Annotated in this window: 22 protein-coding genes and 1 pseudogene; 9 read left to right on the top strand and 14 right to left on the bottom strand. The window is 60.2% G+C overall.

Annotated elements, in window-relative coordinates:
* A pseudogene (locus tag EAH74_RS31910) lies at positions 1-502 on the bottom strand (RHS repeat protein); the annotation flags it as partial.
* A 167-nt stretch (positions 503-669) separates the two neighbouring features.
* Here EAH74_RS31910 and EAH74_RS31905 point away from each other — a divergent pair.
* The 3 genes from EAH74_RS31905 to EAH74_RS31895 all read left to right on the top strand — a co-directional run bounded on the left by EAH74_RS31905 (position 670) and on the right by EAH74_RS31895 (position 2537).
* Complete coding sequence (locus EAH74_RS31905) at positions 670-1134, top strand: multidrug transporter (RefSeq protein ID WP_140684290.1); 465 nt, start codon at positions 670-672, stop codon at positions 1132-1134.
* Between the two features lie 32 nt (positions 1135-1166).
* Entirely contained in the window at positions 1167-1991 is an 825-nt protein-coding gene (locus tag EAH74_RS31900) for an SDR family oxidoreductase (protein ID WP_140684288.1), read from the top strand.
* Between the two features lie 147 nt (positions 1992-2138).
* On the top strand, positions 2139-2537 hold the full coding sequence (locus tag EAH74_RS31895; RefSeq protein WP_140684286.1) for a DUF4440 domain-containing protein: 399 nt from the start codon (positions 2139-2141) through the stop codon (positions 2535-2537).
* Between the two features lie 149 nt (positions 2538-2686).
* Here the strand turns inward: EAH74_RS31895 and EAH74_RS31890 are convergent, their stop codons facing one another.
* The 4 genes from EAH74_RS31890 to EAH74_RS31875 form a co-directional block, all read right to left on the bottom strand.
* Positions 2687-3535, bottom strand: a complete 849-nt coding sequence (locus EAH74_RS31890) for an efflux RND transporter periplasmic adaptor subunit (protein ID WP_140684284.1) — start codon at positions 3533-3535, stop codon at positions 2687-2689.
* Positions 3536-3560: 25 nt separating this feature from the next.
* Complete coding sequence (locus EAH74_RS31885; RefSeq protein ID WP_008153498.1) at positions 3561-3761, bottom strand: DUF1656 domain-containing protein; 201 nt, start codon at positions 3759-3761, stop codon at positions 3561-3563.
* Positions 3751-5955 carry an FUSC family protein gene (locus EAH74_RS31880; RefSeq protein WP_140684282.1) on the bottom strand — a complete coding sequence of 735 codons (2205 nt, stop codon included), beginning with the start codon at positions 5953-5955 and terminating at the stop codon, positions 3751-3753. The genes EAH74_RS31885 and EAH74_RS31880 overlap by 11 nt, the downstream gene beginning before the upstream one ends.
* 139 nt (positions 5956-6094) lie before the next feature.
* Positions 6095-7606 carry an efflux transporter outer membrane subunit gene (locus tag EAH74_RS31875; protein ID WP_140684280.1) on the bottom strand — a complete coding sequence of 504 codons (1512 nt, stop codon included), beginning with the start codon at positions 7604-7606 and terminating at the stop codon, positions 6095-6097.
* Between the two features lie 282 nt (positions 7607-7888).
* Here EAH74_RS31875 and EAH74_RS31870 point away from each other — a divergent pair, with 282 nt between their 5' ends.
* The 4 genes from EAH74_RS31870 to EAH74_RS31850 all read left to right on the top strand — a co-directional run bounded on the left by EAH74_RS31870 (position 7889) and on the right by EAH74_RS31850 (position 11793).
* Positions 7889-8857, top strand: coding sequence for a LysR family transcriptional regulator (locus tag EAH74_RS31870; protein ID WP_008150590.1), 969 nt, complete (start codon positions 7889-7891; stop codon positions 8855-8857).
* A 336-nt stretch (positions 8858-9193) separates the two neighbouring features.
* Positions 9194-9571: a DUF6124 family protein gene (locus tag EAH74_RS31865; RefSeq protein WP_140684292.1), complete on the top strand. Its 378-nt coding sequence runs from the start codon at positions 9194-9196 to the stop codon at positions 9569-9571.
* Between the two features lie 596 nt (positions 9572-10167).
* On the top strand, positions 10168-11142 hold the full coding sequence (locus EAH74_RS31855; RefSeq protein ID WP_140684278.1) for a 2-hydroxyacid dehydrogenase: 975 nt from the start codon (positions 10168-10170) through the stop codon (positions 11140-11142).
* Between the two features lie 141 nt (positions 11143-11283).
* Entirely contained in the window at positions 11284-11793 is a 510-nt protein-coding gene (locus EAH74_RS31850) for a DUF2165 family protein (protein ID WP_140684276.1), read from the top strand.
* A gap of 27 nt (positions 11794-11820) precedes the next feature.
* Here the strand turns inward: EAH74_RS31850 and EAH74_RS31845 are convergent, their stop codons facing one another.
* The gene (locus EAH74_RS31845) at positions 11821-12723 is read right to left on the bottom strand and encodes a DMT family transporter (protein WP_140684274.1); all 903 of its coding nucleotides are present in this window, start codon (positions 12721-12723) and stop codon (positions 11821-11823) included.
* A gap of 138 nt (positions 12724-12861) precedes the next feature.
* Here EAH74_RS31845 and EAH74_RS31840 point away from each other — a divergent pair, with 138 nt between their 5' ends.
* On the top strand, positions 12862-13737 hold the full coding sequence (locus EAH74_RS31840; protein ID WP_140684272.1) for an AraC family transcriptional regulator: 876 nt from the start codon (positions 12862-12864) through the stop codon (positions 13735-13737).
* Between the two features lie 118 nt (positions 13738-13855).
* On the opposite strand, the gene EAH74_RS31835 is transcribed toward EAH74_RS31840, so the two are convergent.
* The 8 genes from EAH74_RS31835 to EAH74_RS31800 all read right to left on the bottom strand — a co-directional run bounded on the left by EAH74_RS31835 (position 13856) and on the right by EAH74_RS31800 (position 22210).
* The gene (locus EAH74_RS31835; RefSeq protein ID WP_140684270.1) at positions 13856-16285 is read right to left on the bottom strand and encodes a TonB-dependent siderophore receptor; all 2430 of its coding nucleotides are present in this window, start codon (positions 16283-16285) and stop codon (positions 13856-13858) included.
* Positions 16286-16498: 213 nt separating this feature from the next.
* Positions 16499-17488 carry a FecR family protein gene (locus tag EAH74_RS31830; protein WP_140684268.1) on the bottom strand — a complete coding sequence of 330 codons (990 nt, stop codon included), beginning with the start codon at positions 17486-17488 and terminating at the stop codon, positions 16499-16501.
* Positions 17485-18048, bottom strand: a complete 564-nt coding sequence (locus EAH74_RS31825) for an RNA polymerase sigma factor (RefSeq protein WP_140684266.1) — start codon at positions 18046-18048, stop codon at positions 17485-17487. The genes EAH74_RS31830 and EAH74_RS31825 overlap by 4 nt, the downstream gene beginning before the upstream one ends.
* Positions 18049-18052: 4 nt before the next feature.
* Positions 18053-18379: a DUF3325 domain-containing protein gene (locus EAH74_RS31820; RefSeq protein ID WP_140684264.1), complete on the bottom strand. Its 327-nt coding sequence runs from the start codon at positions 18377-18379 to the stop codon at positions 18053-18055.
* The gene (locus EAH74_RS31815; RefSeq protein ID WP_140684262.1) at positions 18380-19960 is read right to left on the bottom strand and encodes a PepSY-associated TM helix domain-containing protein; all 1581 of its coding nucleotides are present in this window, start codon (positions 19958-19960) and stop codon (positions 18380-18382) included.
* Complete coding sequence (locus tag EAH74_RS31810; RefSeq protein ID WP_140684260.1) at positions 19957-20262, bottom strand: DUF3649 domain-containing protein; 306 nt, start codon at positions 20260-20262, stop codon at positions 19957-19959. Before EAH74_RS31810 ends, EAH74_RS31815 begins: the two co-directional genes overlap by 4 nt.
* 376 nt (positions 20263-20638) lie before the next feature.
* Positions 20639-21049, bottom strand: coding sequence for an HPF/RaiA family ribosome-associated protein (locus tag EAH74_RS31805; protein ID WP_123365331.1), 411 nt, complete (start codon positions 21047-21049; stop codon positions 20639-20641).
* 213 nt (positions 21050-21262) lie between these two features.
* Complete coding sequence (locus tag EAH74_RS31800; RefSeq protein ID WP_140684258.1) at positions 21263-22210, bottom strand: LysR substrate-binding domain-containing protein; 948 nt, start codon at positions 22208-22210, stop codon at positions 21263-21265.
* A gap of 135 nt (positions 22211-22345) precedes the next feature.
* Here EAH74_RS31800 and EAH74_RS31795 point away from each other — a divergent pair, with 135 nt between their 5' ends.
* Positions 22346-23722 (top strand): L-serine ammonia-lyase, encoded by a 1377-nt coding sequence (locus tag EAH74_RS31795; protein ID WP_140684256.1) that lies wholly within the window; start codon positions 22346-22348, stop codon positions 23720-23722.
* Positions 23723-23773: the final 51 nt, after the last annotated feature.

Here is a 23773-nt window from a genome sequence, read left to right as displayed (position 1 = left end):
GGTCGTCATGACGGATCAACTGCCCGCATTGATTCCGGACGCCATGATCGGGACCGCCATAGGCCATGCGTTCAACCGCCCTTCGCGGTTCAGCCACGCCCTGTTCGAACACCACCACGGGACGAAGCAAATCGTCGTACTCGACCTTGCGTCCGGTGCCTCGACTGTCCCACCCCAGCAAAACCTCATTGCCCAGACCTGGCAGGGTGAGCTGCCAACCGGCATCGACGCTGTCAGTGAACAGCGCGTTACCCGACAGCGAAAACACCGTCGTGAGGTTGGCGGGCGTCAGCGGCTCTTCTTGTTTCAGCGCCCAAAGCCGTGGATCCCACTGTTCAACCACACGTCCTGCGGCATCGTGAAAGGTGCGATTGATGCGTGCCTGAGTGGGGTCACCTTCGACCTCGCGCCAGTAATCAACCGAACGGATCGGCAGACCACGCGGGTCGACAACGGACAAGCCGGGTGTTTTGTGGTGCATTCCCATCGTCAAGGCCTGCATGTCGGTGGCGTCCCTGTTTACCAGCAGTCATCTAACCGTTCGTGGACAGGCCAGGCTACTGTCAGAAATTACAGTGCCGACCAACGGCAACATCCCTTGATCGACGAATGTCCATTCCTTCAGCCCTTCGGTAGGATGGTGGTCACGAGTTCAAGGAGCGTTCAAACATGTTCATCGGCGTCCTGCTGGTCATTACCTGGCTGATTTTGTTGCTGCGCTACCCGGCCAAGGCATTACCGGTCTCCGTGGCGGCGGCCATTGGATTGGGTGTGGTGGCAACGTGGGTGATCTGGATGGACAACCGCGAGGTCAAGCAACTGGCGCGCCTGGAGTTGCGCATCACTTATGCGCCCGAACAATGCCCGGCAGACCGCCCCCTGCAACTGAAAATGAACAACGGCAACGACGTGCCGCTGACCGAACTGCGCTGGCGCATCGCCGCCTATGCCCCGGGCGATACGGTTAATCTGGCCGACAATCAATATGCCGCCCCGCGCTATCGCGGCCCCGGTGAACTACAGGCCGGCGCGAACTGGGAAGACTGTTTGCCGCTGCCGCCGCTGCGCCCTGGTTATCGCCCGCAAACACTGGAGTTTCGCGCCGAGCATTTGCAAGGTAGTTTCTCCGACTAATCACCTTCTTCTTTTTGCACAAGGACCGCGCCATGCCCGTTGCGTTGATTACCGGTTGTTCCAGCGGCATTGGCCGCGCCCTCGCTGATGTTTTCAAAAATGCCGGATACGACGTCTGGGCCAGCGCTCGCAAGTCTGAAGACGTGACGGCCCTGGCCGCTGCCGGTTTCACTGCCGTGCAACTGGACGTCAACGACGGTGCAGCACTCGAACACTTGAGCGAGCGCATCAACCAGCAACATGGCGGCCTCGACGTGCTGATCAACAATGCCGGTTATGGCGCCATGGGGCCGTTGCTCGACGGCGGTGTGCCGGCCATGCAGCGGCAATTCGAAACCAATGTGTTCGCCATCGTCGGCGTCACCCGCGCCCTGTTCCCGGTGCTGCGTCGCACCAAGGGTCTGGTGGTGAACATCGGCAGCGTGTCCGGGGTTTTGGTCACGCCATTCGCCGGCGCCTACTGCGCCTCGAAAGCCGCGGTGCATGCCTTGACCGATGCGTTGCGCATGGAACTGGCGCCGTTTGGCGTGCGGGTCATGGAAGTCCAGCCGGGCGCAATCGCCTCGAGTTTTGCCAAGAATGCCGGCCATGAGGCGGAGCAGCTGATTACCGAACAATCGCCATGGTTTCCGCTGCGTGAAGGCATTCGCGCACGGGCCAAGGCCTCCCAGGACAACCCGACCCCGGCCAGTGAATTTGCCGTCGGTTTGCTCAAGGCCGTGCAGCAGAGCAAACCACCGCGCCTGATTCGCCTGGGCAATGGCAGTCGGGCGTTACCGTTACTGGCGGGGTTGTTGCCTAAAGGGCTGCTGGAGGCGGGGCTGATGAAGCGGTTTGGGTTGCGCGGGCAACTCTGAGACCGAGTCGACGCCATCGCGAGCAGGCTCGCTCCCACAGGGTTCTGCTGCGTAGCATAAATTGCATTCACACCAAAGATCCCTGTGGGAGCGAGCCTGCTCGCGATGGCGTCAGAACTAACGCAGAAAATTTCAGGAAACACTTCCATGACCGACTACACCGAATACTTTGACGAAGTGATCCAGGCCCACGTCGCCATCGAGCAATGGTTGGCCGAGGAACAAGACGAGCCGGCGCTAGAACAATTACTGACGCGGTTTTCGCCGCAGTTTTCCATGGTCTCGCCGTTGGGCCGGGTGCTGGATTTCGATGCGTTGAGTGAGTTGTTTTTGATGGCGGGCGGGAAGAAGCTCGGGTTCAGAATTGAGCTCAGCGAGTTGCGTGGCATTGCTTTGTACGACGGTGGAGCGACGGTGAGTTATCGCGAGCAACAGACGGATGCAACCGGTCTGCACTCTGACCGGCGTTCGACCGTGGTGTTTGAGAAGCGGGCCGATGGCCAGCTCATTTGGCGGCATTTGCATGAGACGTTTTGCAAGGGCTGAGCTGTCGCCTTTTAGCTGCGGGACCGAGTTGCCCCCCTTCGCGAGCAGGCTCGCTCCCACATTGGCCGAGCTCGAATGCAGATTTTGTGAACGACGCCAACCCCTGTGGGAGCGAGCCTGCTCGCGAAGGCCGCGACGCGGTCTAATGGCTAGTTCACCACAACGGTGCAAGTAATCCCCGCCGCCAACAGCACACCCTCCGGCACTTCATCAATGTGAATCCGCACCGGCACCCGTTGCGCCAGACGCACCCAGTTAAAGGTCGGGTTCACATCGGCAATCAGCTCACGACTCTCCGGGTTATCACGGTCGTAGATGCCGCGAGAAATGCTCTCCACATGCCCCTTCAACACTTCCCCACTCATCAGCTGCATGTCGGCTTTATCGCCGATCCGCACGTGGGGCAATTTGGTTTCTTCGAAGAAGCCGTAGACCCAGAACGAGTTCATGTCGACCACGGCCATTTTCGCTTCACCGATGCGCGCGTAGTCGCCGCGATGCACATTGAGGTTGGTCACATAACCGTCCACCGCTGCGCGGACCTCGGTGCGTTTGAGGTTCAGTTCAGCGGCTTCGAGCTGTGCCTGAGCATGCTGGTAATCGGCCAGGGCCGAGTCGGCGATGTTGCTGGCGTCGTCGCGGTTTTCCCTGGAGATCACCAGGTTGTCCATGTCAGCGCGACGGTGAGCGTTGACCTTGCGCATCTCCCACGTCGACTTGCGCGAGGCCACCAGCGACTGTGCCTGTTTGACCGCAATGCGGTAGTGCTCGGGGTCGATCCGCATCAGCAAATCACCCTTCTTCACCTGTTGATTGTCGCGCACCGGCACGTCCACCACTTCCCCAGTGACGTCGGCGGCGACGTTGATGATGTCGGCGCGCACACGGCCGTCGCGGGTCCATGGCGTGTCCATGTAATGCACCCAAAGGGTCCGGCCGATCCACATTGCAAGGGCCAACACCAATAGAGTGGCGAGCAGGCTGAAAAGCTTTTTCATCAGGGCCTTCTTCAGAGATAGAGAGTCAGTGGTAAACAGTCAGCGCCAAGGCGCCGAACAGACAGGTAAACAGACTCAGGCGCAGCAGCGCCGGGTGCCAGAAGAAGCGGTACAGATCGAATCCGGACAGGAACCGGTCGAGTGCCCAGGCCAACGCCGCCGCGATGAAAAACATCAGGGTCATGGTCGGCATGTACACGCCGTGGAAGGCGATTTCACGAGGCATGTTCAAGTCCTTGGTGCTTGGCGGTGGCATTGGCATTTATATAGCCGGCGAGCGGTGATTGCGGGTCCAGCAACGAAGTGCGGATGAAGTGCAAATAGCTTTTCACCCGACGCAGGGCCGAGGTGTCGAAGTGCGGCGCGAAAGGTTCGTCGGTGGCTTGTACGCGGCTGATCGCATGATCGACGGCGATCAATCCACGCTCCAGATTGCTCTGGCTCGGTTGCAGAAACAGACGCACCAGTGAGCGCCCCATCACCCGGATCGCCTGACGCCACGGCTGGGATTCGGCATAGGCCGGATGCACCGGCAGGATCGCCTGCTCCTTGCGCAACTCGATGATCGCGTGGCCGACTTCCAGCACCACGAACATCCAGCGCAGCAAGTCCCGTTGCACCTGCGGCTGCCCTGCCGCGAGACCGTAGGCCTGATGCAGCAAGTCCCGCGTACTGCTTTCGAAACTCGATGCCAATCCCTTGAGTTTGCCGCTGATGGCGTACACCACTTGCCCGCGTAAATCCTGCTCCAGCCGACGCCACAACCAGCGGCTGTTGGGCGGCAGAATGATCGCCCCGGCCGCCGCGCACACCAGCATGCCGAGCACCATGGCGATGTAGTCGTTGATAAAGGCGTAAGGGTTGTAAACGGTGAGGTTGTCCGGCACCGAACCGGTGCAGAAGAAGATCAGCAAACCGAGACCGACACCGGCGTATTGCGGCCTTGAAGTGAGGAACGAACCGAGCACGATCACCGGTACGAGCATCACGCAGAGCAACGCAAAACCGTCGATCCACGGGAAGATGAAAAACATCTCGACGAAGCCGATCAGCGCCCCGAGGAGCGTCCCGCACGCCATCTGAAAGGCCATGCGTTTTGGATTCGGTGTCGCCGCTGAAAGGCCCACGGTCGCGGCGGCGATCAGCGTCATCGTCGCCCCGCTCGGCCACGCGGTGGCGACCCAATAGCTGCCCAGAACCACCAGAATGAACGCCGCGCGAATCCCCGAGGCGGCCGACGCCATCCAGTTGGTTTGCGGGGTGAACGGCTCATCCCATTGCTCGCGCGCATGGCTGTGATCGGCCAGCGACGCGTGGGTCTGTGCATAACCGTGCAAGTCGTCGACGAAGCGATAGAGCAGTTCATACGCGGTATGAAAGTCCAGCTGCTCGGCGTCGCTCGGGCCGCTCTCCTGGAAGATCGCCCGCAGGCTGCGAACGCGCGCCGGCAGGCCTTCTTTATAGGCGGTCAACGCGACCACCAGACGCCCTGCATCAGCGTTGGTCAAGGCGCGGCCGCTGAAGCCGTCGAGCAGTTCGGCCAGGTCCTGCAAACCCGGTTTGATCGCCGCCACCACGTGATCGGTGCCGCTGCTGCGCAAGCGTTCGAGCAACTGGTGCAAGGCGTTGAAACGGGTGGTGATGCCCATGAATTCGCTGTTCAGTCGACTGAGCCGACCGTTGCGCCGACGCATGTGCGGGTCTTCAAAAACGGTGACGCTGCGCAGTCCTTCCAGCCCCACAGCCTCGGCGATGAAGCGCACGTTGCTCGCCTCGAAAGCCTCCCGTTTACTGCGACCGCGCAAGCCATCGGTGACGAACAATGCGAACACGCCGAAGCGCTGATACAAGGCGTTGCGCATGGCGGCACTGGCGGATTGCGGCAGGATCGCGGCGCTGACCAGCGTGGAGCAAATAATCCCCAGGGAGATTTCCAGCACCCGCCACACGGCGGCCATGAACGCGCCGTCCGGGTGCGCCAGTGCGGGCAAACCAACCATCGCCGCGGTGTACCCGGCGAGCACGAAACCATAGGCGCGGAAGTTGCGATAGCGCGCCGCGCCCGCCGAGCAGATGCCTACCCAGATCGCCAGCGAACCGAGGAACAGCTCGGTGTTCTGCGCAAACAAGGCAATCAACGCGACCATCACCGCCGAGCCGGCCAATGTCCCAAGGAAGCGATAGAAACTCTTGGCCAGCACGTGGCCGCTTTGCGGTTGCATGACGATGAACACGGTGATCATCGCCGTGCGCGGCTGCGGCAACTCCAGGCGCATGGCCAGCCACAGCGTCAGAAACGCGGCGAACAGCACCTTGAAAATGTAGACCCAGGTCACGCCATCGCTGCGCGCCCAGTCGAAGAAACCCCGGCGCCATTCAAGGGAATACAGCCAGCGCAAAGGTGCGGGCAAGGGAGTCATGGAGTCCTGCTCAGTGAAATTAAGACCGGGCACGGCACCTGTGGGAGCGAGCCTGCTCGCGATAGCGGAGTGTCAGGCGACACAAGCATTGACTGATACGCCCTCATCGCGAGCAGGCTCGCTCCCACAGGGTCCGTGTTCAATTTTCAAGGTTCTTGAGAAGGCTCGGGGTTTTCGGTGCCTGGGTCTGGCTGTCTTTCGGCGCATCGTTACCCGCGCCTAGGCCACCACCCAACGCCGTCACCAGTTCAGCGTGCGCACTCAGTCGCGCGGCCTGAACCTGCTGCTGAACTTGTTGCTGTTTGAACAACAGCGTCTGGGCGTTGAGCACGTTGAGGTAGTCGGTGAGCCCGCGCTGGTAGGCGATCATCGCGATGTCGTAAGTCTTCTGCGCAGTGGCCACCGACTCGGCGGCGAAGGTTTGCTGCTTGTCCATGGATTCGCGGCGGATCAACTGGTCGGAGATGTTTTTCAACGCGTTGACCAGCGTCTGGTTGTACTTGGCCACGGCGATGTCATAACCGGCCGAGGCTTCACCCAGCTCGGAGCGCAAGCGGCCGCCGTCGAAGATCGGCAACGAGATCGCCGGGCCGACGCTGTAGTTGAGCTTCTTGCCGGTCAAAAACTCCAACGCTCCACCGCCGGTGGCCATGTAGCCGAGGCTGCCGACCAGGTCGACGTTGGGGTAGAAACCAGCGTGAGCGACATCAATACCCCGTGCCTGGGCCGCCACTTGCCAACGACTGGCGACTACGTCCGGGCGTTGACCGAGCAACTGCGCGGGCAACGACGAAGGCAGTTTCAGCGCTGCGCCTAACGACAACGTTGGCCGCTGCAACTGCGCGCCCTCCCCCGGACCAAAACCCGCCAGGGCTGCGAGTTGATTGCGACTCAGGGCGATTTCCTCATCCAGTGCATCGATCTGGCGGTGGGTTTCCGGCAGCGGCGTTTCAGCCTGACTGACTTCGAAATGGGTGCCGATGCCACCGTTCAGGCGCTTCTGCGCGAGGTCGAGAATTTGCTGCTGCTGTTTCAAGGTCGCCTCGACGATGTCCCGCTGCGCGTAATGCAACGACAGATCGATGTAGGCACGCACGATGTTGTTCTGCAATTCGAGCTGGGCCAGACGCGCTTCCGCAGCGCTCATGTGAGCCATGTCGACGGCGCGCTCGGTGGCGTTGCTTTCGCGGCCCCAAAGGTCGAGGGCATAGCTGAAGCCCAGCGCGGCGTTGTTGTCCCACGTGGTGGTGTTGGCCAACTCGCCCGGCCCGTAGAACTGATCGGTCGGCCAGTTGTGGCGTTTGAGGGTCGATTCGCCATTGATCTGCAGCGACTCGGCGGACTCGGCGATCCCGGCCATGGATTTGGCCTGACGCACTCGCGCCGCCGCCATGGCCATGGTCGGGCTGCCTTGCAGGGCGAGGTCGATCCAGCGGTTCAATTGCGGGTCGCCATAGGCCTGCCACCATTGCGCGGTAGGCCAGTGAGCGTCCTGTGCAGCGTTCTGGATGGCTTCGTCGGTGGCCAGTGAATCGGCCTCCAGTGCCTTGCCCTGCGGGGCAATACCTCCGGTACCGATGCAGCCGCTGATTGCCAGGGTTAAAGCCAAAACACTGAGCGTCTGAAGCGCTCTGTTGATGCGACGCGGCACTGCTGAAAATTCCTGAGCTGAGGGAGGTCCCTGTAGGAGCTGTCGAGTGAAACGAGGCTGCGATCTTTTGATGTTGCCTTTAAAAGCAAAGATCAAAAGATCGCAGCCTCGTTTCACTCGACAGCTCCTACAGAGGTGGGCGCAATTCTAGGGGGCGGCTTTGTTGGCGATAAGCTGGGAATCCTGTGAATCTTTGTTACCGTTAACGCGATAATCCCTTGGTCGGGGTCTCAGCCACCGTAACTTCGTGTCACAATTTGCCATCGCCTCCGAGAGCACCCCATGGACACTTTGCAAAACATGCGCGCCTTCAGTTACGTGGCCGAGGCCGGCAGCTTCACCGCCGCCGCCGTGCAACTCGACACCACGACGGCCAACGTTTCGCGCGCGGTCTCCAACCTGGAAGCCCACCTGCAAACCCGCCTGCTCAACCGCACTACCCGCCGTATCGCCCTGACCGAAGCCGGCAAGCGCTATCTATTGCGCTGCGAACAGATCCTGGCCTACGTCGAAGAAGCCGAAGCCGAGGCCAGCGACGCCCACGCCCGCCCGGCCGGGCAGCTCAAGGTGCACACCATGACCGGCATCGGTCAGCACTTCGTGATCGACGCCATCGCCCGCTATCGCAAAACCCACCCCGACGTCACCTTCGACCTGACCATGGCCAACCGCGTGCCGGATCTGCTGGACGAAGGCTACGACGTGTCCATCGTGCTCGCCAGCGAACTGCCGGACTCAGGCTTCGTCTCCCAGCGTTTGGGCATCACCTACAGCATCGTTTGCGCCTCGCCGGCCTACGTGAAAGCCAACGGCTGCGCGCAGAAGCCCAGCGATTTGCTGAACCACGCGTGCCTGCGTTTGGTAAGCCCGGTGATTCCGCTGGAGAAATGGACCTTCGACGGCCCGGAAGGCCAGGAAATGGTGACGATCAATAGCTCACCGTTTCTGGTGAACTCCGCCGATGCGATGAAGACTGCGATCACCAGCGGCATGGGGGTTGGGGTTTTGCCGGTGTATGCAGCGATTGAAGGGTTGCGCAACGGTACGCTGGTGCGGGTGATGCCGAACTACCGGTCGCAGGAATTGAATCTGTATGCGATCTACCCGTCGCGACAGTATCTGGATGCGAAGATTAAAACGTGGGTCGAGTATTTGCGCGGGTCCTTGCCGGAGATATTGGCGGCACATCAGGCGGAATTGGTGGCTTATGAATTGAGTGGGAGCATGGGTGGGGTTCGGGTGGCGAACTGATTTCACGGTCCTACAGACGGGGTGATTTTGGGGAACGTTTCCGACGGGTTCTGTCGGTTGTTGGGTCGGAAGGGAAATGGGTAGGCTTTGTGGGTCGCTGCAAAATCAGCGATCAGGTCTGGAAAACCTGGCAAACACTCACCACACCTCATGGCATACTGCGGCGCTTTTTTCTGCACGCAATTCCTTGTTATGGCGGCTGTGCGCGGGAGACCTTCGGGTCTGCCGGTATTTGGTGGGTGTTCCGGTTTTTCCAGTCCGCGCGCAGCTGCCACCCTTTCGTCTGGAAAACGGAAGATGGCAGTTCCTCTACATCTGCCAATGAGTAACTTCCGCATGATCAAAGAAACACCGAATCCCCCGGAAACCGACGACGTTTCCCCCTACGAATCCCTCGATTCCAAAAAACTCAACGACGCCGCCGAACGCGCCCTCGACTTCCACTTCCCCTCGATTGCCGACATCAAAGCCACCCCGCGCACGCCCAGCACCCTGTTTTCCGTGGACCCACAGGCGACTACCGAAACCTTGGTGGTTTTTTTGGTCGAGACCCTGGCCTCGGTCGATGTGATGGTCCATCAGTTGGTGGATCATCTAGAGGGTGGGTCGCGCTATGCCCTGCTGGGCATTTCAAACAGCATCATGGTGGCGGAGATCACCGCGAACCGGGTGCTGGATAACATCAACGTGCCAAAACCTGCGCCACACTGCTAACCCCTTGTGGGAGCGGCGGTGCGACGATTGAATTTGGTACATCAGCAATATATTGGTCGGCTGTCAGGCCGCCATCGCGAGCAGGCTCGCTCCCACAGGGAATCGGCGCACGCCTTTCGCACCTCACCACTCAACAGGCCGAGCGTTAGCTCGCCTGCAGCTCTTGATCTTGATCCACCCGCCCCTTCGGGAGGCTGAGTGGAGGTGTTCATCCGGGGAGTGGCGCGCAGCGCCGTTCGACGCAGTCGAACACGCTGCATGTAGGTCGTCGCGAAGCAGACCGGAGGGCAGTGTCCCCGGATGGATACCGAAGCGAAGGAACGCCGAGCCTAGGCGAGGGGCCGGACGCTTGGGGCGAGCGTTTTTTTGCTTACTTTTTTACTGGGCCGGCACTCCGGGCGCTTGTAAAAAAAGTGAGTCGCCGTAAGGGCGAAACCCTAAGTGGCCGTTACCGCAGAAACGGATATGTACACCAACAACAGGAACATGGTCGGCCCAAAGGCCGCCAAGGACAAAAGAGCCCAACGGCCTCGCCCAAATCCAAAGAAGAATGTTAGCGTGCTTGGCATTCTCCAAGCCCGACGAGCCCTGAACCCATGAAAAAGACCGTCCTCGCCTTCAGCCGCATCACCCCCGAAATGATCGAACGCCTCAAGCAAGACTTCGACGTCATCGTGCCAAACCCGAAAAACGGCGACATCAACGCCCAATTCAACGAAGCCCTCCCCCACGCCCACGGCCTCATCGGCGTCGGTCGCAAACTCGGTCGCGCACAGCTGGAAAACGCCGCCAAACTGCAAGTCGTCTCCAGCATCTCGGTCGGCTACGACAACTACGATGTCGCCTACTTCAACGAACGCGGGATCATGCTCACCAACACCCCCGACGTCCTCACCGAAAGCACCGCCGACCTGGCCTTCGCCCTGCTCATGAGCAGCGCGCGCCGCGTCGCCGAACTGGACGCCTGGACCAAGGCCGGCCAATGGCAAGCCACCGTCGGCGCACCCTTATTCGGCTGCGATGTACACGGCAAAACCCTGGGCATCGTCGGCATGGGCAACATCGGAGCGGCCATCGCCCGTCGCGGCCGGCTAGGCTTCAACATGCCGATTATCTACAGCGGCAACAGCCGCAAGACCGAACTGGAGCAAAAACTCGGCGCCCAATTCCGCACACTGGATCAACTGCTGGCCGAAGCCGATTTCGTCTGCCTGGTCGTACCGCTCAGCGAGAAAACCAAACACTTGATCAGCCATCGTGAACTGGCACTGATGAAACCAAGCGCGATTCTGGTGAACATCGCCCGCGGCCCGGTGGTGGACGAACCCGCCTTGATCGAAGCCCTGCAAAACAACCGGATTCGCGGTGCCGGGCTGGACGTTTACGAGAAAGAACCGCTGGCCGAGTCACCCCTGTTCCAACTGAAAAACGCGGTGACATTGCCGCACATCGGCTCGGCGACTCATGAAACCCGCGAAGCCATGGCCAACCGTGCCTTGGCTAACTTGCGCAGCGCTTTACTCGGTGAGCGACCGCAAGATCTGGTGAACCCACAAGTCTGGAAGCACTAACTAAAACGGGCAGGCGTTTTAACCGCCTGCCCGTGATATACACACCTTGCAATTCAGTTAACGGCTAAAAAAAAGATACTCACTATAGACTCCCCATTACTGAGTCCAACTTACGGACCTTAGTTATGGAGAGCACCTACATTGAACCACCTTACGACCGACAAACTGATTAGATACAGCAAAGTAATACTAATGGCCTATATAAGCTTCTTTGGCTTGATGGTGATGTTCAGCAACTTTACCGACTACCCGTCCAATTACGAATACGTCGGCCACATCCTCAGCATGGACACCACCCGAGAAAACCTGAACCTGAGTTACAGAGCAATCACTTCGCCGATGCTCCACCACCGCATTTATTGGTTCATCATCACTCTGGAAGTTGTTTACACGGCTTTTTGCTTGCTGGGCACTTACCATCTTTATCGAAACATCAATACACCTGCAGACGTTTTTCACGAGGCGAAGAAGTTTGCGATCGTCGGATTATTGATTGGCCTTTTTGTCTATTACATCTGCCTGCAAGTGATCGGCACCGAATGGTTCAACATGGATGAATCTGCAACCTGGAACGCCAAGGATTGGGCTCGACACATCGTGGACTTCATGTTTCCACTGCTGATTTACATCGCTCTCAAAATCGAACGCTGAAGTTTCAGCGCTCGATCACCCAGTCCTTCACGCCAGCTTCCCGTTCACCTGTACCATCGGCGTCTTGGGCTTACGAAACACCAGCACATTGCCCAGCATCACCAGTACCAAACCCACCAAGGCGGGCGCGGTCCATTGATAGCCTTCGGCAAACGCCGACACGTTCAGCGCCACGACGGGGAACAGTACGGTGCAATAGGCTGCGCGTTCCGGCCCCATCCGCCCGACCAACGTCAGGTAGGCCGTGAAACCGATCACCGACCCCGGAATCACCAGGTACAGCAGCGAGCCGATGTAGCGCGTGTTCCATTCCATGTCGAACGGAATGCCTTTGACCAGGCACCACACCGACAACATCGCCGCGCCATAAGCCATGCCCCAGGCGTTGGTGGTCAGCGGTTTGAGCCCGGCTTTCTGTTGCAGGCTCGACAGCATGTTACCGGCCGAGAAGCACAGGGTGCCGAGCAATGCCAGGCCCAACCCGAGCAAGGTTTGCGGGCTCGCGGTGTGGCCCGCCACCTCAGGCCAGAACAACAGGCCAAGCCCAAGCAGCCCCAGCGCACCGCCCATCAGCACATTGCGAGCGACTCTCTGGCCGAAGAACACGCGTGCATTGAGTGCGTTCCACAACGTGGCGGTAGAAAACACCACCGCGACCAGACCACTGGGTATCCACTGGCTGGCAGTCAGAAAACACATGAAATTGATGCAGAACAGGCACAACCCCTGCGCCAGACAGATCAGATGCCCGCGACGGTTCATCACTTGCAGGCGGCGACTCAGCAGCAGCATCACGAACAGCACCAACGCCGCGAGGCCGAAGCGATAGACGATCGACACCGGAATCGCCACCACGCCCAATTGCCATTTCAAGGCAATCCAGGTGGTGCCCCAGATCAGCACGGTCAGCAGATACAACGAAAGGTTCATGGCAAAGACTCCTGAATAGGCCTTCAGTGTCCTGCGCCAAGGCCTTTCGCACTTGCATAAACTTGCGCTTTTGTCGGGCCACAGGCTGGCAGCCGAACGGCTACGGAGTAGGATGCAAGGCGTCGGAGAGAAGCCATCATGCCTGCACTGGAAACCCTGCAAGTCTTTCAAGCCCTCAACCGCTCGCCCAATGCTCGCCTGGAGCACAGCGCCGAGCTCGGTGACGGCATGGCTGCAGCCTTGTGGAGCAACCATCACGACGCCCAGGATTACGAAGCGCCAAGTCATCACACCCTGTCCTGTTACATCGCCGGCGGCACCGGGACCTTTCGCCGCGACCAGCCCGGCACCAAGGGCGGCCCCGACAAGCTGTGCATTCTGCCGGCCGAGCATCAATCGGGCTGGGTGATCAACGGCGACATTCGCCTGGCCCACGTGTATTTCAGCCCCGAACAATTTGCCCTCGGCTGCGTCACGTTGCTGGACCGCGAACCTCGCGAGCTGCAGCTGCGCGAAGCCACCTTTCTGGACGACCCGGCGCAAGCCCGGCGCTTTCGGCAAATGCTCACACTCAACTGGGACGAGCCCGGCGAACGCGTGCTCACCAGCAGCCTGGCCCATGAAATGCTCAGCCACGTACTGCTCGGCCAGGTTGGAATGCGTGAGGGCTTGCGGCTGAAAGGCGGATTGGCAGCGCATCAGCGGCGGCACCTGGTGGAGTTCATCGACAACCAATTGGCCGAGGCCATCAGCCTAGGGCAGTTGGCTGCGTTGTGTGCGCTATCCGAATACCACTTTGCACGGATGTTTCGCGAAAGCTTCGGGTTGCCGCCGCATCAGTATGTGTTGTCGCGGCGACTGAGCCGGGCGCGGGAGTTGTTGCGTTCGTCGTCGCAGCCGTTGGGGGAAATTGCATTGGCGTGTGGGTTTGCCAGTGCGAGTCACTTCACCAATCGGTTTCGTCAGGCATTGGGTGGAACGCCTGGGGAGTATCGCCAGGCGTTTTTGCGGTAATCCTGAAGTCTTCAGTGTCTGGCAAGACGCCATCGCGAGCAGGCTCACTCCCACATTTGGAACGCGTTCCCCCTGTGGGAGCGAGCCTGCTCGCGATGAACGATGACGCGGTTTGCGGTCAGAACTCCAGCGTGCTGGACAAGGAAATCTGCCGCGAATCCCCCATCGACACAAAGAACCGGCTCGCCGCCGAGGTGTAGTAGGTGCGGTCAAACAGGTTCTTCACGTTGAGCTGGAACTTGACCTTCTGCCCTTCGACTTTGGTGTCGTACGTGGCGAACGCATCGGCCACGGTGTAGCTCGGCAGGTCGAAATCGTTCACCGCGTTACCCGCTCGCTCACCGACATACCGCGCACCCGCGCCAACCCGCAGCTGATCGCCGCCAACGATGGTGCCAAAGTCATAAACCGCCGACAGCGAACCACTATTCTTCGCTACGTTTTGCAGTTTCTTGCCTTTGTAGATCGGGTCTTCCGTGACTTCGGCATCGGTGTAGGCATAGCTGCCGATCATGCTCCAGCGATCAGTCAGCTGCCCGCTCAGGTCCACTTCCAGACCACGGGAACGCACTTCACCGGCGGCGCTGTAGATCGTCACCGGGCCTTCGGAATTGGCCACCAGCACGTTGCGTTTCTTGATGTCGAACAGCGCGACGTTTCCGGTGACGCGGCCCGGCATGTCGAGCTTGGCGCCGATTTCCCAGGACTTGGCTTCTTCCGGCGCGATGCTGCCGTCCAGCACGGTGCTGCTGCCGCTCAACGGCGCGATGGTCGAGTTGGGTTTGAACGACTCGGTGTAGCTGCCGTAGAACGACAGTTCATCGGTGTAGCGATACACCAGACCGGCGCGAGGCACCCATTTCTGGCCGTTGCTATCGGTGTTGGCCTGGAACGGTACACCTTTGCCGGCGTACTGGTCGTATTCCTGGAAGCGCGCGCCAGCGACGAAAATCCATTGATCGGTCAGGTGAATCGAGTCCTGCAAAAACAACGAATCGCTGCGCAGTTCATCGGTCTGCGCGCTGTCGGCCGGGCTGACCGTGGTGCCGGCGACTTCGCGGCCGTAGACCGGGTTGACGTAGCTGAAGGTGCTCAGGCTTTTCTGACGGATCAGGTCTTCGCGGTAGATCTTGCGGTACTCGTCATCGACGCCGAACACCAGGTCATGTTTCATCCCCGCGAGCTGGACATTGCCTTCAAGGCTGGCGGTGGTGAAGCGGTCGGTGCTGATCGCGTTCTGGGTCCCGTCCATGCTGCGGGTCAGGGTGCCTTTCTGGGTGTCGATGGCGGTGATGCGCACCTGGCTGGCGTCGTAGGTTTCGCGATTCCAGCTGTAGCCGAAGTGGGCTTTCCAGTTGTCGTTGAGCTCGTGATCGGCCTCGAAGTGATACAGGTCCGAGCGGCCTTCCATGTTGTTGAAGGGCTCGTCGAGGCGACGCTCGCGGGAGATGTCCAGCGGATGGTTGTCACGCGGGTCGATGATCGTGCCGCGGTCGAACGGGGTCAGGAACTCGCGGTGTTCGTAGGAGAACAGCAGCTGGGTGCTGTCGCCGAACCAGGCCAGTGACGGTGCTACCAATGTCTCGCGGTGAGTACCGAAGTTGCGCCAGTAATCTTCGTCTTCGTGGTCCAGGACCATGCGATAGGCCAACCCGGAATCACCCAACGCGCCGGTGCTGTCGAGGCCGCCACCGCTGCCGTTTTTACCGTCGCCATAGGTCGAGCCACGCAGGGTCAACGCGTTGTACTGCTCAAGCTCGGGTTTCTTGCTGACCATGTTGACCACGCCGCCCGGGTCTTGAATGCCATAAAGAAGCGAGGCTGGGCCCTTGAGCACTTCGACCCGGTCCACGGTCGCATTCATGCCACGGCCCTGCACGATCGGCATGCCGTCGCGCATGATCGAGCCGTTGCGGTTGTCGCCGAAGCCGCGAGTCATCACCGAATCCTGAGTGCTCGCCAGTGTGTTGCCTTGAGTAATGCCGCTGACGTTGGCCAGCGCGTCATCCAGATTGCGCGGCGCCTGATCGCGAATAACCTGCGCCGGGATCACGTTGACGGTCTGGGGGATTTCCTGAAGCAAGGCCGATGAGCGCATCACCGAACTGGTGGGCGGTGGCTGATAGCTCATGGATTGATCGGCCACCGAGGTGATGGTGGTCGCGCCCAGGTTCAAGGCACCCTCGGTAGGCAACGGCTCCAGCACCCATGTGTGGCCATCGGTGCGACGGAAGGTGAACCCCGAACCGCTGAGCAAACGCTGCATCGCCTGCTCGGCACTCATCTGCCCGCTGAGCGCTGGAGCGTTGAGGCCGTACGGCGCCTCATCGGTGTAGACCACGCTGATGCCGGTGATCCGGCTGAAGTCGCCCAAGGCCTGGGGCAGCGGTTTGGCGGCCATTGCGAAGCTGAACGGCGCATTCTGTCGGTCGCTGCCGGCCTCAGCCGCCACCGCCACACTCAACGGCAGCAATGCCAATGCCGAAAAGCTCAAGGCACACGTACCCAACCATTGTTTGACCGAACCCGATTTTGCCCTGGACTTCATTGCTCATGACCTGTGTAGAACCTACTTAATGCGAATGACTCGCAGTTTCAGTCACTACACGGATGGCGTCGGGGTTTACCTCACCAGAAAGTTGAAAATATTTTCATTCGGGCGATGCAGTGTTTGATCTGACGCCTTCGCGAGCAGGCTCGCCCCCACAGGGAATGCATTTCAAATGTGGGAGCGAGCCTGCTCGCGAAGAGGCCAGCAGCCTCAGCGCAAAATAATCAGATGCCCCATCACCTTGGTCTGCTCAAACCCCAAAACGCCCTGCAACGAACTCAACACCGCTTGCGGATCCTTACTCGGAAAGCTGCCACTGACCCTCCGCGCCGCGAGTTCATCGTTGAGCAGCACAATCCGTCCCGGGTAATAACGCCCAAGGTCTTGCACCACCTCGGCGAGTGTCGCCTTGTAGTAATTGAGCCATCCCTGACGCCACGCCAACTGCGCTTCGCTGTCGACCGCATGGAGTTTTTCCGCCGAACCCTCGCCATAGGCCACTTGCTGGCCAGCGATGAGGATTTGCTGCGCGGCGTTTTTGTCCGCCGTCACACCAACCCGCCCGGACAACACCGTGACCTGCGCGCCGTGCGGTTGCAGGCGCACTTCGAACTGAGTCCCCAGCACCCGCGCCTGGCCTTTTTCAGCGTCCACCACAAACGGATCGCCGGTGTGGGTCACGCTGAAAAATCCGGCGCCGCGCCGCAGCTGAACGTGCCGCTCGCCACGACTGAAATCCACCGCAATTGCACTGTCCGCATCAAGCGTGACTTGCGAATGATCCGCCAGCGTGACGGTGCGAATTTCCCCCGGTGCCGACACATAGTCCGCGCCCAGATCATCGACCCAGCGCGACGGTTGCCAGCCAGCACCGAAGCCGATCATCAGCACCATGCACGCCGCCATCGCCAACGCACCGGACCAACGCCGAACGCTGGTACGGCGCGAGCGATTCATGGTGTTGAGGTAACCCTGCAAGGCAAACGCGTCTTCATCGGCCAATGTTCGGGCCGGTGTTTCGGTCAATTCCCACACCACTTGCGCCTGGGCGTAAGCCTCGGCATGGGCAGGGTCGGCCTGTAGCCAATGGCTGAAAGTGGCCTGATCGCCGCTGCTGGGCTGATCATGCAACAAACTCAGCCAGGCGAAGGCCGCCTGTTCCTGAGCCGGCGTCGGGGTGACACGTTCGGTGTTGTTCACAGTGCTTTCCCTGGCGTGCGCGGTTCGGGTTCCCGCAGGCTGGCCTTGCAAGCCTCGAGGGCGCGCATCATATGTTTTTCCACGGCGCTTTGGGACAAGCCCATGGCCTTGGCGATCTCGGCGTATTTGCGCCCGTGAATACGGTTGAGCAAAAAGATCTGCCGCGTGCGCTCGGGCAGCGCGCGCAACGCCGCTTCGACGTGACGCAAGTCATTGCCCGCCTCCAACGCCGCTTGCGGTTCGCTGCCGTGGCTGTCGGGTTGATCCGGCATCCAGCCCTCGTTGACCCGCACCCGCGTGCCTTCGCTGCGCAAATGGTCGATGGCGATGTTGCCGGCGCAGCGCAACAGGTAAGTGCTGAGCTCTTCAACCTGCACCAGCGGCCGACGCCAGAAACGCAGGAACAAATCCTGCACCAGATCCGCGGCGGTCGCCCGACAACCGACACGACGGCTCACCAGCGCTTCCATTTGCGAACGCTGGGAAAGGAACACCTGCAGGAAATGCGCACGCGCACCGCGATGCTCATCGTCATGGGATTCCGGGGGATTGGTGATCATCAGGTCAGCCCTTTGCAAACACGGCAACGGGGCTGGCGAGCAGACTCAAACCGGCCAACACCAAGGCCAGGCGCGGGCGATACGGTATCAATAGCACCAGCACCAGAGCGCTGAGCATCAATACGGCAAACCACTCCACCAACCCAAGCCCCCAACCCGTCGACAACACCGCAGCCCACAGTGATAACGCCAGCAAGAGCCAGCCACTGAGTTTCATCCCTTGGCGGCGACGGGCCGAGGGCTTGCGCCCCAGCAGTTCGGCGTGATGCCGATCCATGGATAAACACAGCGCGGTGAAACCGCCGTAGCACAGCAACAAGGCCAGGAACATTCAGTGCGCCTCTTGCTCAAGCATTATCGATTTCGCCCGTGGTCGGGTGACGATTCCAGGCTGCCCTGCGTGCTGCATTTTCCACGCAGCCCACGCGAAAAACAGACCACTGCCCAGGCACGTCAGATCGAAACCGACCATGGCCCAATCGCCCTGAATCAGGGTGACGCCCAAGTGATAAGGCGTGGTCAGCGCGTTCAGCAGCGGCACCGCAAAGAACAGCAGCGCCGCCAGCGCCAACTGTTCGACCCACGCTGCGCGACCACGGCGGACCATGGCGTGCAACACACTCAAGCCCCAGACGATGAAGAAGCCGTTCACTTCCCAATCCGCCCGCCCGGCCATTCCGACCGGCAACAATCGATTGGCCCAAAAGATCGCCGCCACCGCGACCATCAATCCCGACATGCTGGCGATGTTCAGGACTTCCACCAGTCGCAACTCAAATGGCATCACACCGCTCTTCACATGTTTGAGCTGACGCTTGCCGAGCCAGATCACCAGCCCGGTACCGATCATCGCGGTGCCCGCCAAACCACAAATGAAGTACAGCCAGCGCAATACCGGACCGGCGAAATGGCCCATGTGCAAGCCGTAGAAACTCCCGGCAATCGCCATCGGTAGCGCTTGCTTCGGAGTCGTACTGAGTAGCTGCCCGGTCACGCCGTTGAATGTCACCGCGCTGCCAAAGTCGTGGACCACTCGGTCGGCGCCGTCACGCGCAAGAATGACCGAGGCATTCGCATCACCCGGATTGTTCACCGTCAGCCACCCGGTTCGCCCGCCCGACCACTGCTCGCGGGCCCGTTCCAGCAGCGGTGCCAACGGAATCAACTGGCCCGGTTTGCCTGCCATCTCGGGCGTATTGGACGCCGGAAACACCTCATCGTAAAACGCCTCGACATCACCTTTGTACGAGGCAAGGATGCTCGCCGGCATCACCATCGCCATGAAAATCACCAGGCTGCTGTAAGTGATCATCAGATGAAACGGCAACACCAGAACGCCCACCGCGTTGTGCCCGTCGAGCCAGGAGCGCTGGCCCTTGCGCGGGCGGAAGGTGAAGAAGTCCTTGAAGAGTTTCTTGTGGGTGATGATCCCGCTGATCAGCGCGACGAACATCACCATCGCGGCGATCGTCGACAGCCAGCGACCCCACGGATAGGGCATCTGCAGCTGAAAGTGGAAGCGGTAAAAGAACTCGCCACCGCGTGTGTCCCGGCCCTGCACTTCTACGCCGGTTTGCGGATCGAGGCGTTTTTCGGTGAATTGACCGCGCGTGCCGGGCTTGGCCGGTGCTTGCTGCCACCTCACCGACAGCCCGGGTTCGCGAGCATCCGGTAAATCGATGAGCCATCGCGAGGCACCCGCCGCATGCTGCTCAAGGTAGTGCTGGGCCAGGGTCAGACTGGCTTCGGAGGACAGCGAACGGGCGGGAATTTCCGGTTGCATCCAGTGGCTGATCTCATCCTTGAAATAGGCGAGCGTGCCAGTCAGGAAAATCGCGAACAGCAGCCAGCCGAAGATCAACCCGGCCCAGGTGTGCAGCCAGGCCATGGCCTGTCGAAAGCCCTCTTTCATGAGTGGCCCATCCAGTAGGCCAGCCCCGACACCGCTGCCAAAACCACACTCGGCACAATCAATCCGAACCAGGCTTGCCACGCACTGCGACAGGCAAAGCACCAGAGTACGGCGACCAGATACGCCAGAAACGAGGTCATCATCCCGGTGACCACCGCTTCGCCACGAGCCATGGGCAGCCACATCGTCAGGCTGACACTGGCCAATGCCGCGACGAGGTAACCCCCCAGCACAGCGGCCAGCACTCGGGAAGTGACGGCCAGTCGGTAGGAATGGGGGAGCGAGGTGATTTTGCCTTTCATGTTTCGACCTTGAAACGGGTGAGGCCTCGTGAACGTCACGGGGTCAACAAGGTCGCAATACTAATGATAAATATTCTCATACGCAAAAGACTCCGACGATATCGCCACTGCGGCGGCCGTAATGCACCTTGTAGCAGCTGGCGAAGCCTGCGTTCGGTTCGGGCCGCGTTCGGACGAAGCAGCCGCAAAACCTGAGCGCAGGATCTCCCTGAACCACCGTGTCGCCTGACTTAGCGACTGCTTCGCAGCCGAACGCAGCCTTCGGCAGCTGCTACACAGAGTGCGGCACGGCGGAGGTCACTGGCGCACAAACAAAACGGGCCTGCATAAGCAGGCCCGTTTTCAGTGGTGGAAAGGTAAAAAATTAAATCAGGCTTCAACCGTTTTGTGCAGCCTGTTCGTTCTCGAGAAACTCTTCTTCCAGCAGCACATCAGCATGAGCGCCCCTTTCGAACGGCACCACAGCGGCACGTGGTTTGCCCCGCAGTTTGCCGAACAGGTGCTCAAGCGCATGTTCGAGTTTTTCGGCCGCCCCGTCGATCGCCAGTTCCAGGGAGTCGGCTTTATGGGTTACAGAAATCGGTTGGTGGCCTTTTGGCCGCGCTTCCAGCTGACAGCGCATGTCATGGGGACCGGGCTTGTCGCCGTTCTCGTCCCGCAGATGAACCTCGACGCGTGTCAGGTCCTCCTCATAACGTTCGAGCGTGCTCTCAATGGTAGTACGTACCCACTCCTCCAGTCGGATGCTGCCTTGAATATGGTTATCACTGTTGACTTGGATTTGCATAGTTCATCCCTTATTTCAGCTAGCTCGCGAGAGGCACATCGGCTGGCCCTTGGGCGTCATCACCGTGACCTCTTACTTACACAATCGGTCTGCTCGCAGAACAATTCAACCCCTAAAAAAAGATAATTTTTCATACGCAAAAAAAGCCGGACAAGGAGCAAAAGCGCTGTTAAGGTCGGGAGTTGGGTCGCCTGACTCTTTTGTCACAATTGCTCACATCTGCCGCTCCGCCAGCGGATGCAGGCTTCGAAATATCCCCGCCTCCTCCACCAGCCAGTCATGCACCGCCCGCACGCCTGGATGGCTCAGCGCCCCAGGCGCATAGAGCAGCACGTAACGCTTGTGATTGGGTACTGCCAGGCCAAACGGCACGATCAACGTCCCCCGCTCCAACTCGTCATTGAGCAACGTTCGCCGCGCAATCGCCACGCCCATCCCGGCAATCGCCGCTTCGATGGTCAGGTGATTGCGATTGAAGGTATGCCCGCGCCGCACGTCCGCACCCTCGAAGCCGATGGCATTGAGGTAGAACTCCCATTCCGCGTACTCGTAACTGCCGCGCCAGGCGGTAATGTCGTGCAGCAACGGGAAATGCATCAGGTCCGCCGGGCCATGCAGCGGCGGCCGGCCGCGCAGCAGGCTTGGGGCACAGACCGGAAATATCTGTTCGTCGAGCAAGGTTGTGGATAACAAACCGGGATAGCTGCCGTCATTCAGGTCGATGGCCAAATCGAAGTCGCCTTCGTGTAATGGCACGCTGCTGTCCTCGGCCACCAGGCGTAATTGAATGTCCGGAAAGCGCTGCTGCAACCGCGGCAATCTTGGGGTCAACCACTTGCTCAGGAATGATGGAATCGAGCGCAGCCGCAAAATCCCGCTGATCATTCCGGCGTCCAGTCGTCGCAATTCCGCATCGATGCTGCCGTAAGCCTCGTTGACCGTGATGGCCAGTCGCTGGCCTTCGGCGCTCAGTTCCACACCGCGAGCGCGACGGTGGAAAAGTCGAAACCCCAGCCGTTCTTCCAGTTGTCGGATTTGCTGACTGACCGCACCCGGCGTGATGTGCAGTTCTTCGGCGCATCGGGTGAACGACAAGTGCCGCGCGGCACAGGAAAACACGTGCAGCCAGACGTAAGTCTGGGCGTGCAATTGGCGACTCATTGTTTAGTCCTGCTAAAGGCTGTCTTAGGAAGTTTCGTTGGTCACGTAGGACCGAGGTAGGCAGTATCGCCGACATTGCGCTTGTCCTACAAAAATGGCAGCGATTTCTCTTCCATTGCTTGTATAGGCTTTAGCATGGCTATCAGTGTTTTCGATCTCTTCAAAGTCGGCATCGGTCCGTCCAGTTCCCATACCGTCGGCCCGATGCGCGCCGCCGCGACCTTCGCCCAAGCCCTGATTGACCAACAATTGCTGGCCGACGTACGGCGCGTAGAAATCCGGCTTTATGGCTCGCTGTCGGCGACCGGCGTCGGTCACGCCACCGACCGCGCCTGCGTCATGGGCCTGATGGGCGAGTGGCCGGACAGCATCGATCCCACGTCCATCGACAGTCGAATCCAGACCCTGCGCGAAACCGGCGAACTGTCTCTGGCAGGCAAAACCACCATCGCTTTCAACTGGCAACGCGACCTCCTGCTGCTCGACGAGAGCCTGCCCTACCACCCCAATGCGATGTCCCTGACAGCCTTCGGCGAAACCGGTGAGTTGTGGGAGCAAACGTACTACTCGATCGGTGGCGGTTTCATCATCGAAGCGGCCGAAGCCGAGTCCGGCATCGCGCCCACCAGCGACGTGGTGCTGCCGTACGATTTTTCCAGCGCCGCCGAACTACTCAAGCTCTGCAACCTGCACGGTCTGCGCGTTTCCGAATTGATGATGGCCAATGAATTGGCCTGGCGCAGCGAAGCCGAAATCCGTCAGGGCCTACTGCACATTTGGTCGGTGATGCGCGAATGCGTCGAGCAAGGGCTGCGCCATGAAGGCATCCTGCCCGGCGGTCTGAATGTTCCCCGTCGCGCTGCGAAACTGCACCGCAGCCTGTTGGAAATCGGCAAGCCGAATGTCATCACTTCCACGCTATCGGCCATGGAGTGGGTGAACCTGTTTGCCCTCGCCGTGAACGAGGAAAACGCAGCGGGCGGGCGCATGGTCACGGCGCCGACCAACGGCGCGGCGGGGATCATTCCGGCGGTGCTGCACTACTACATGAAATTCAACCCGGACGCGTCGGACGATGACGTGGTGGCGTTCTTTTTGGGCGCTGCTGCTGTAGGCATTCTCTGCAAGAAAAACGCGTCTATCTCCGGCGCCGAAGTTGGCTGTCAGGGCGAAGTTGGCTCCGCCTGCGCCATGGCCGCCGCCGGGTTGGCGGACGTGCTCGGCGCCACGCCCGAGCAATTGGAAAACGCCGCCGAAATCGGCCTGGAACACAACCTCGGCCTGACCTGCGACCCGGTCGGCGGCCTGGTGCAAGTGCCGTGCATCGAGCGCAACGCCATCGCCGCCGTGAAGGCGATCAACGCTACGCAAATGGCCCTGCGCGGCGACGGTAAACACTTCATTTCCCTGGACCGGGTGATCCGCACCATGCGCGATACCGGCGCCGATATGCATGACAAATACAAAGAGACTTCACGGGGCGGCCTGGCTGTTAGCTGGGTGGAGTGCTGAGGAGCACTCCCTGACCGTCCGCACGTGAGCCCGAGCAAGAACAATAACGAG

The sequence above is a fragment of the Pseudomonas mandelii genome, from assembly GCF_006438925.1.
In the GTDB taxonomy this organism is placed as follows: domain Bacteria; phylum Pseudomonadota; class Gammaproteobacteria; order Pseudomonadales; family Pseudomonadaceae; genus Aquipseudomonas; species Aquipseudomonas mandelii_C.
The sequence above is the reverse complement of the archived record's forward strand: the minus strand, read 5'-3'. Positions and strand labels throughout refer to the sequence as shown.

Coding starts and splice junctions, on each gene's coding strand:
- EAH74_RS31890 (WP_140684284.1), bottom strand. CDS start 3,535: ATGAAAAAGCTTTTCAGCCTGCTCGCCACTCTATTGGTGTTGGCCCTT.
- EAH74_RS31840 (WP_140684272.1), top strand. CDS start 12,862: ATGCCTGCACTGGAAACCCTGCAAGTCTTTCAAGCCCTCAACCGCTCG.
- EAH74_RS31795 (WP_140684256.1), top strand. CDS start 22,346: ATGGCTATCAGTGTTTTCGATCTCTTCAAAGTCGGCATCGGTCCGTCC.
- EAH74_RS31865 (WP_140684292.1), top strand. CDS start 9,194: ATGATCAAAGAAACACCGAATCCCCCGGAAACCGACGACGTTTCCCCC.
- EAH74_RS31810 (WP_140684260.1), bottom strand. CDS start 20,262: ATGAAAGGCAAAATCACCTCGCTCCCCCATTCCTACCGACTGGCCGTC.
- EAH74_RS31805 (WP_123365331.1), bottom strand. CDS start 21,049: ATGCAAATCCAAGTCAACAGTGATAACCATATTCAAGGCAGCATCCGA.
- EAH74_RS31820 (WP_140684264.1), bottom strand. CDS start 18,379: ATGTTCCTGGCCTTGTTGCTGTGCTACGGCGGTTTCACCGCGCTGTGT.
- EAH74_RS31800 (WP_140684258.1), bottom strand. CDS start 22,210: ATGAGTCGCCAATTGCACGCCCAGACTTACGTCTGGCTGCACGTGTTT.
- EAH74_RS31900 (WP_140684288.1), top strand. CDS start 1,167: ATGCCCGTTGCGTTGATTACCGGTTGTTCCAGCGGCATTGGCCGCGCC.
- EAH74_RS31815 (WP_140684262.1), bottom strand. CDS start 19,960: ATGAAAGAGGGCTTTCGACAGGCCATGGCCTGGCTGCACACCTGGGCC.
- EAH74_RS31870 (WP_008150590.1), top strand. CDS start 7,889: ATGGACACTTTGCAAAACATGCGCGCCTTCAGTTACGTGGCCGAGGCC.
- EAH74_RS31835 (WP_140684270.1), bottom strand. CDS start 16,285: ATGAAGTCCAGGGCAAAATCGGGTTCGGTCAAACAATGGTTGGGTACG.
- EAH74_RS31845 (WP_140684274.1), bottom strand. CDS start 12,723: ATGAACCTTTCGTTGTATCTGCTGACCGTGCTGATCTGGGGCACCACC.
- EAH74_RS31825 (WP_140684266.1), bottom strand. CDS start 18,048: ATGATCACCAATCCCCCGGAATCCCATGACGATGAGCATCGCGGTGCG.
- EAH74_RS31905 (WP_140684290.1), top strand. CDS start 670: ATGTTCATCGGCGTCCTGCTGGTCATTACCTGGCTGATTTTGTTGCTG.
- EAH74_RS31880 (WP_140684282.1), bottom strand. CDS start 5,955: ATGACTCCCTTGCCCGCACCTTTGCGCTGGCTGTATTCCCTTGAATGG.
- EAH74_RS31855 (WP_140684278.1), top strand. CDS start 10,168: ATGAAAAAGACCGTCCTCGCCTTCAGCCGCATCACCCCCGAAATGATC.
- EAH74_RS31885 (WP_008153498.1), bottom strand. CDS start 3,761: ATGCCTCGTGAAATCGCCTTCCACGGCGTGTACATGCCGACCATGACC.
- EAH74_RS31895 (WP_140684286.1), top strand. CDS start 2,139: ATGACCGACTACACCGAATACTTTGACGAAGTGATCCAGGCCCACGTC.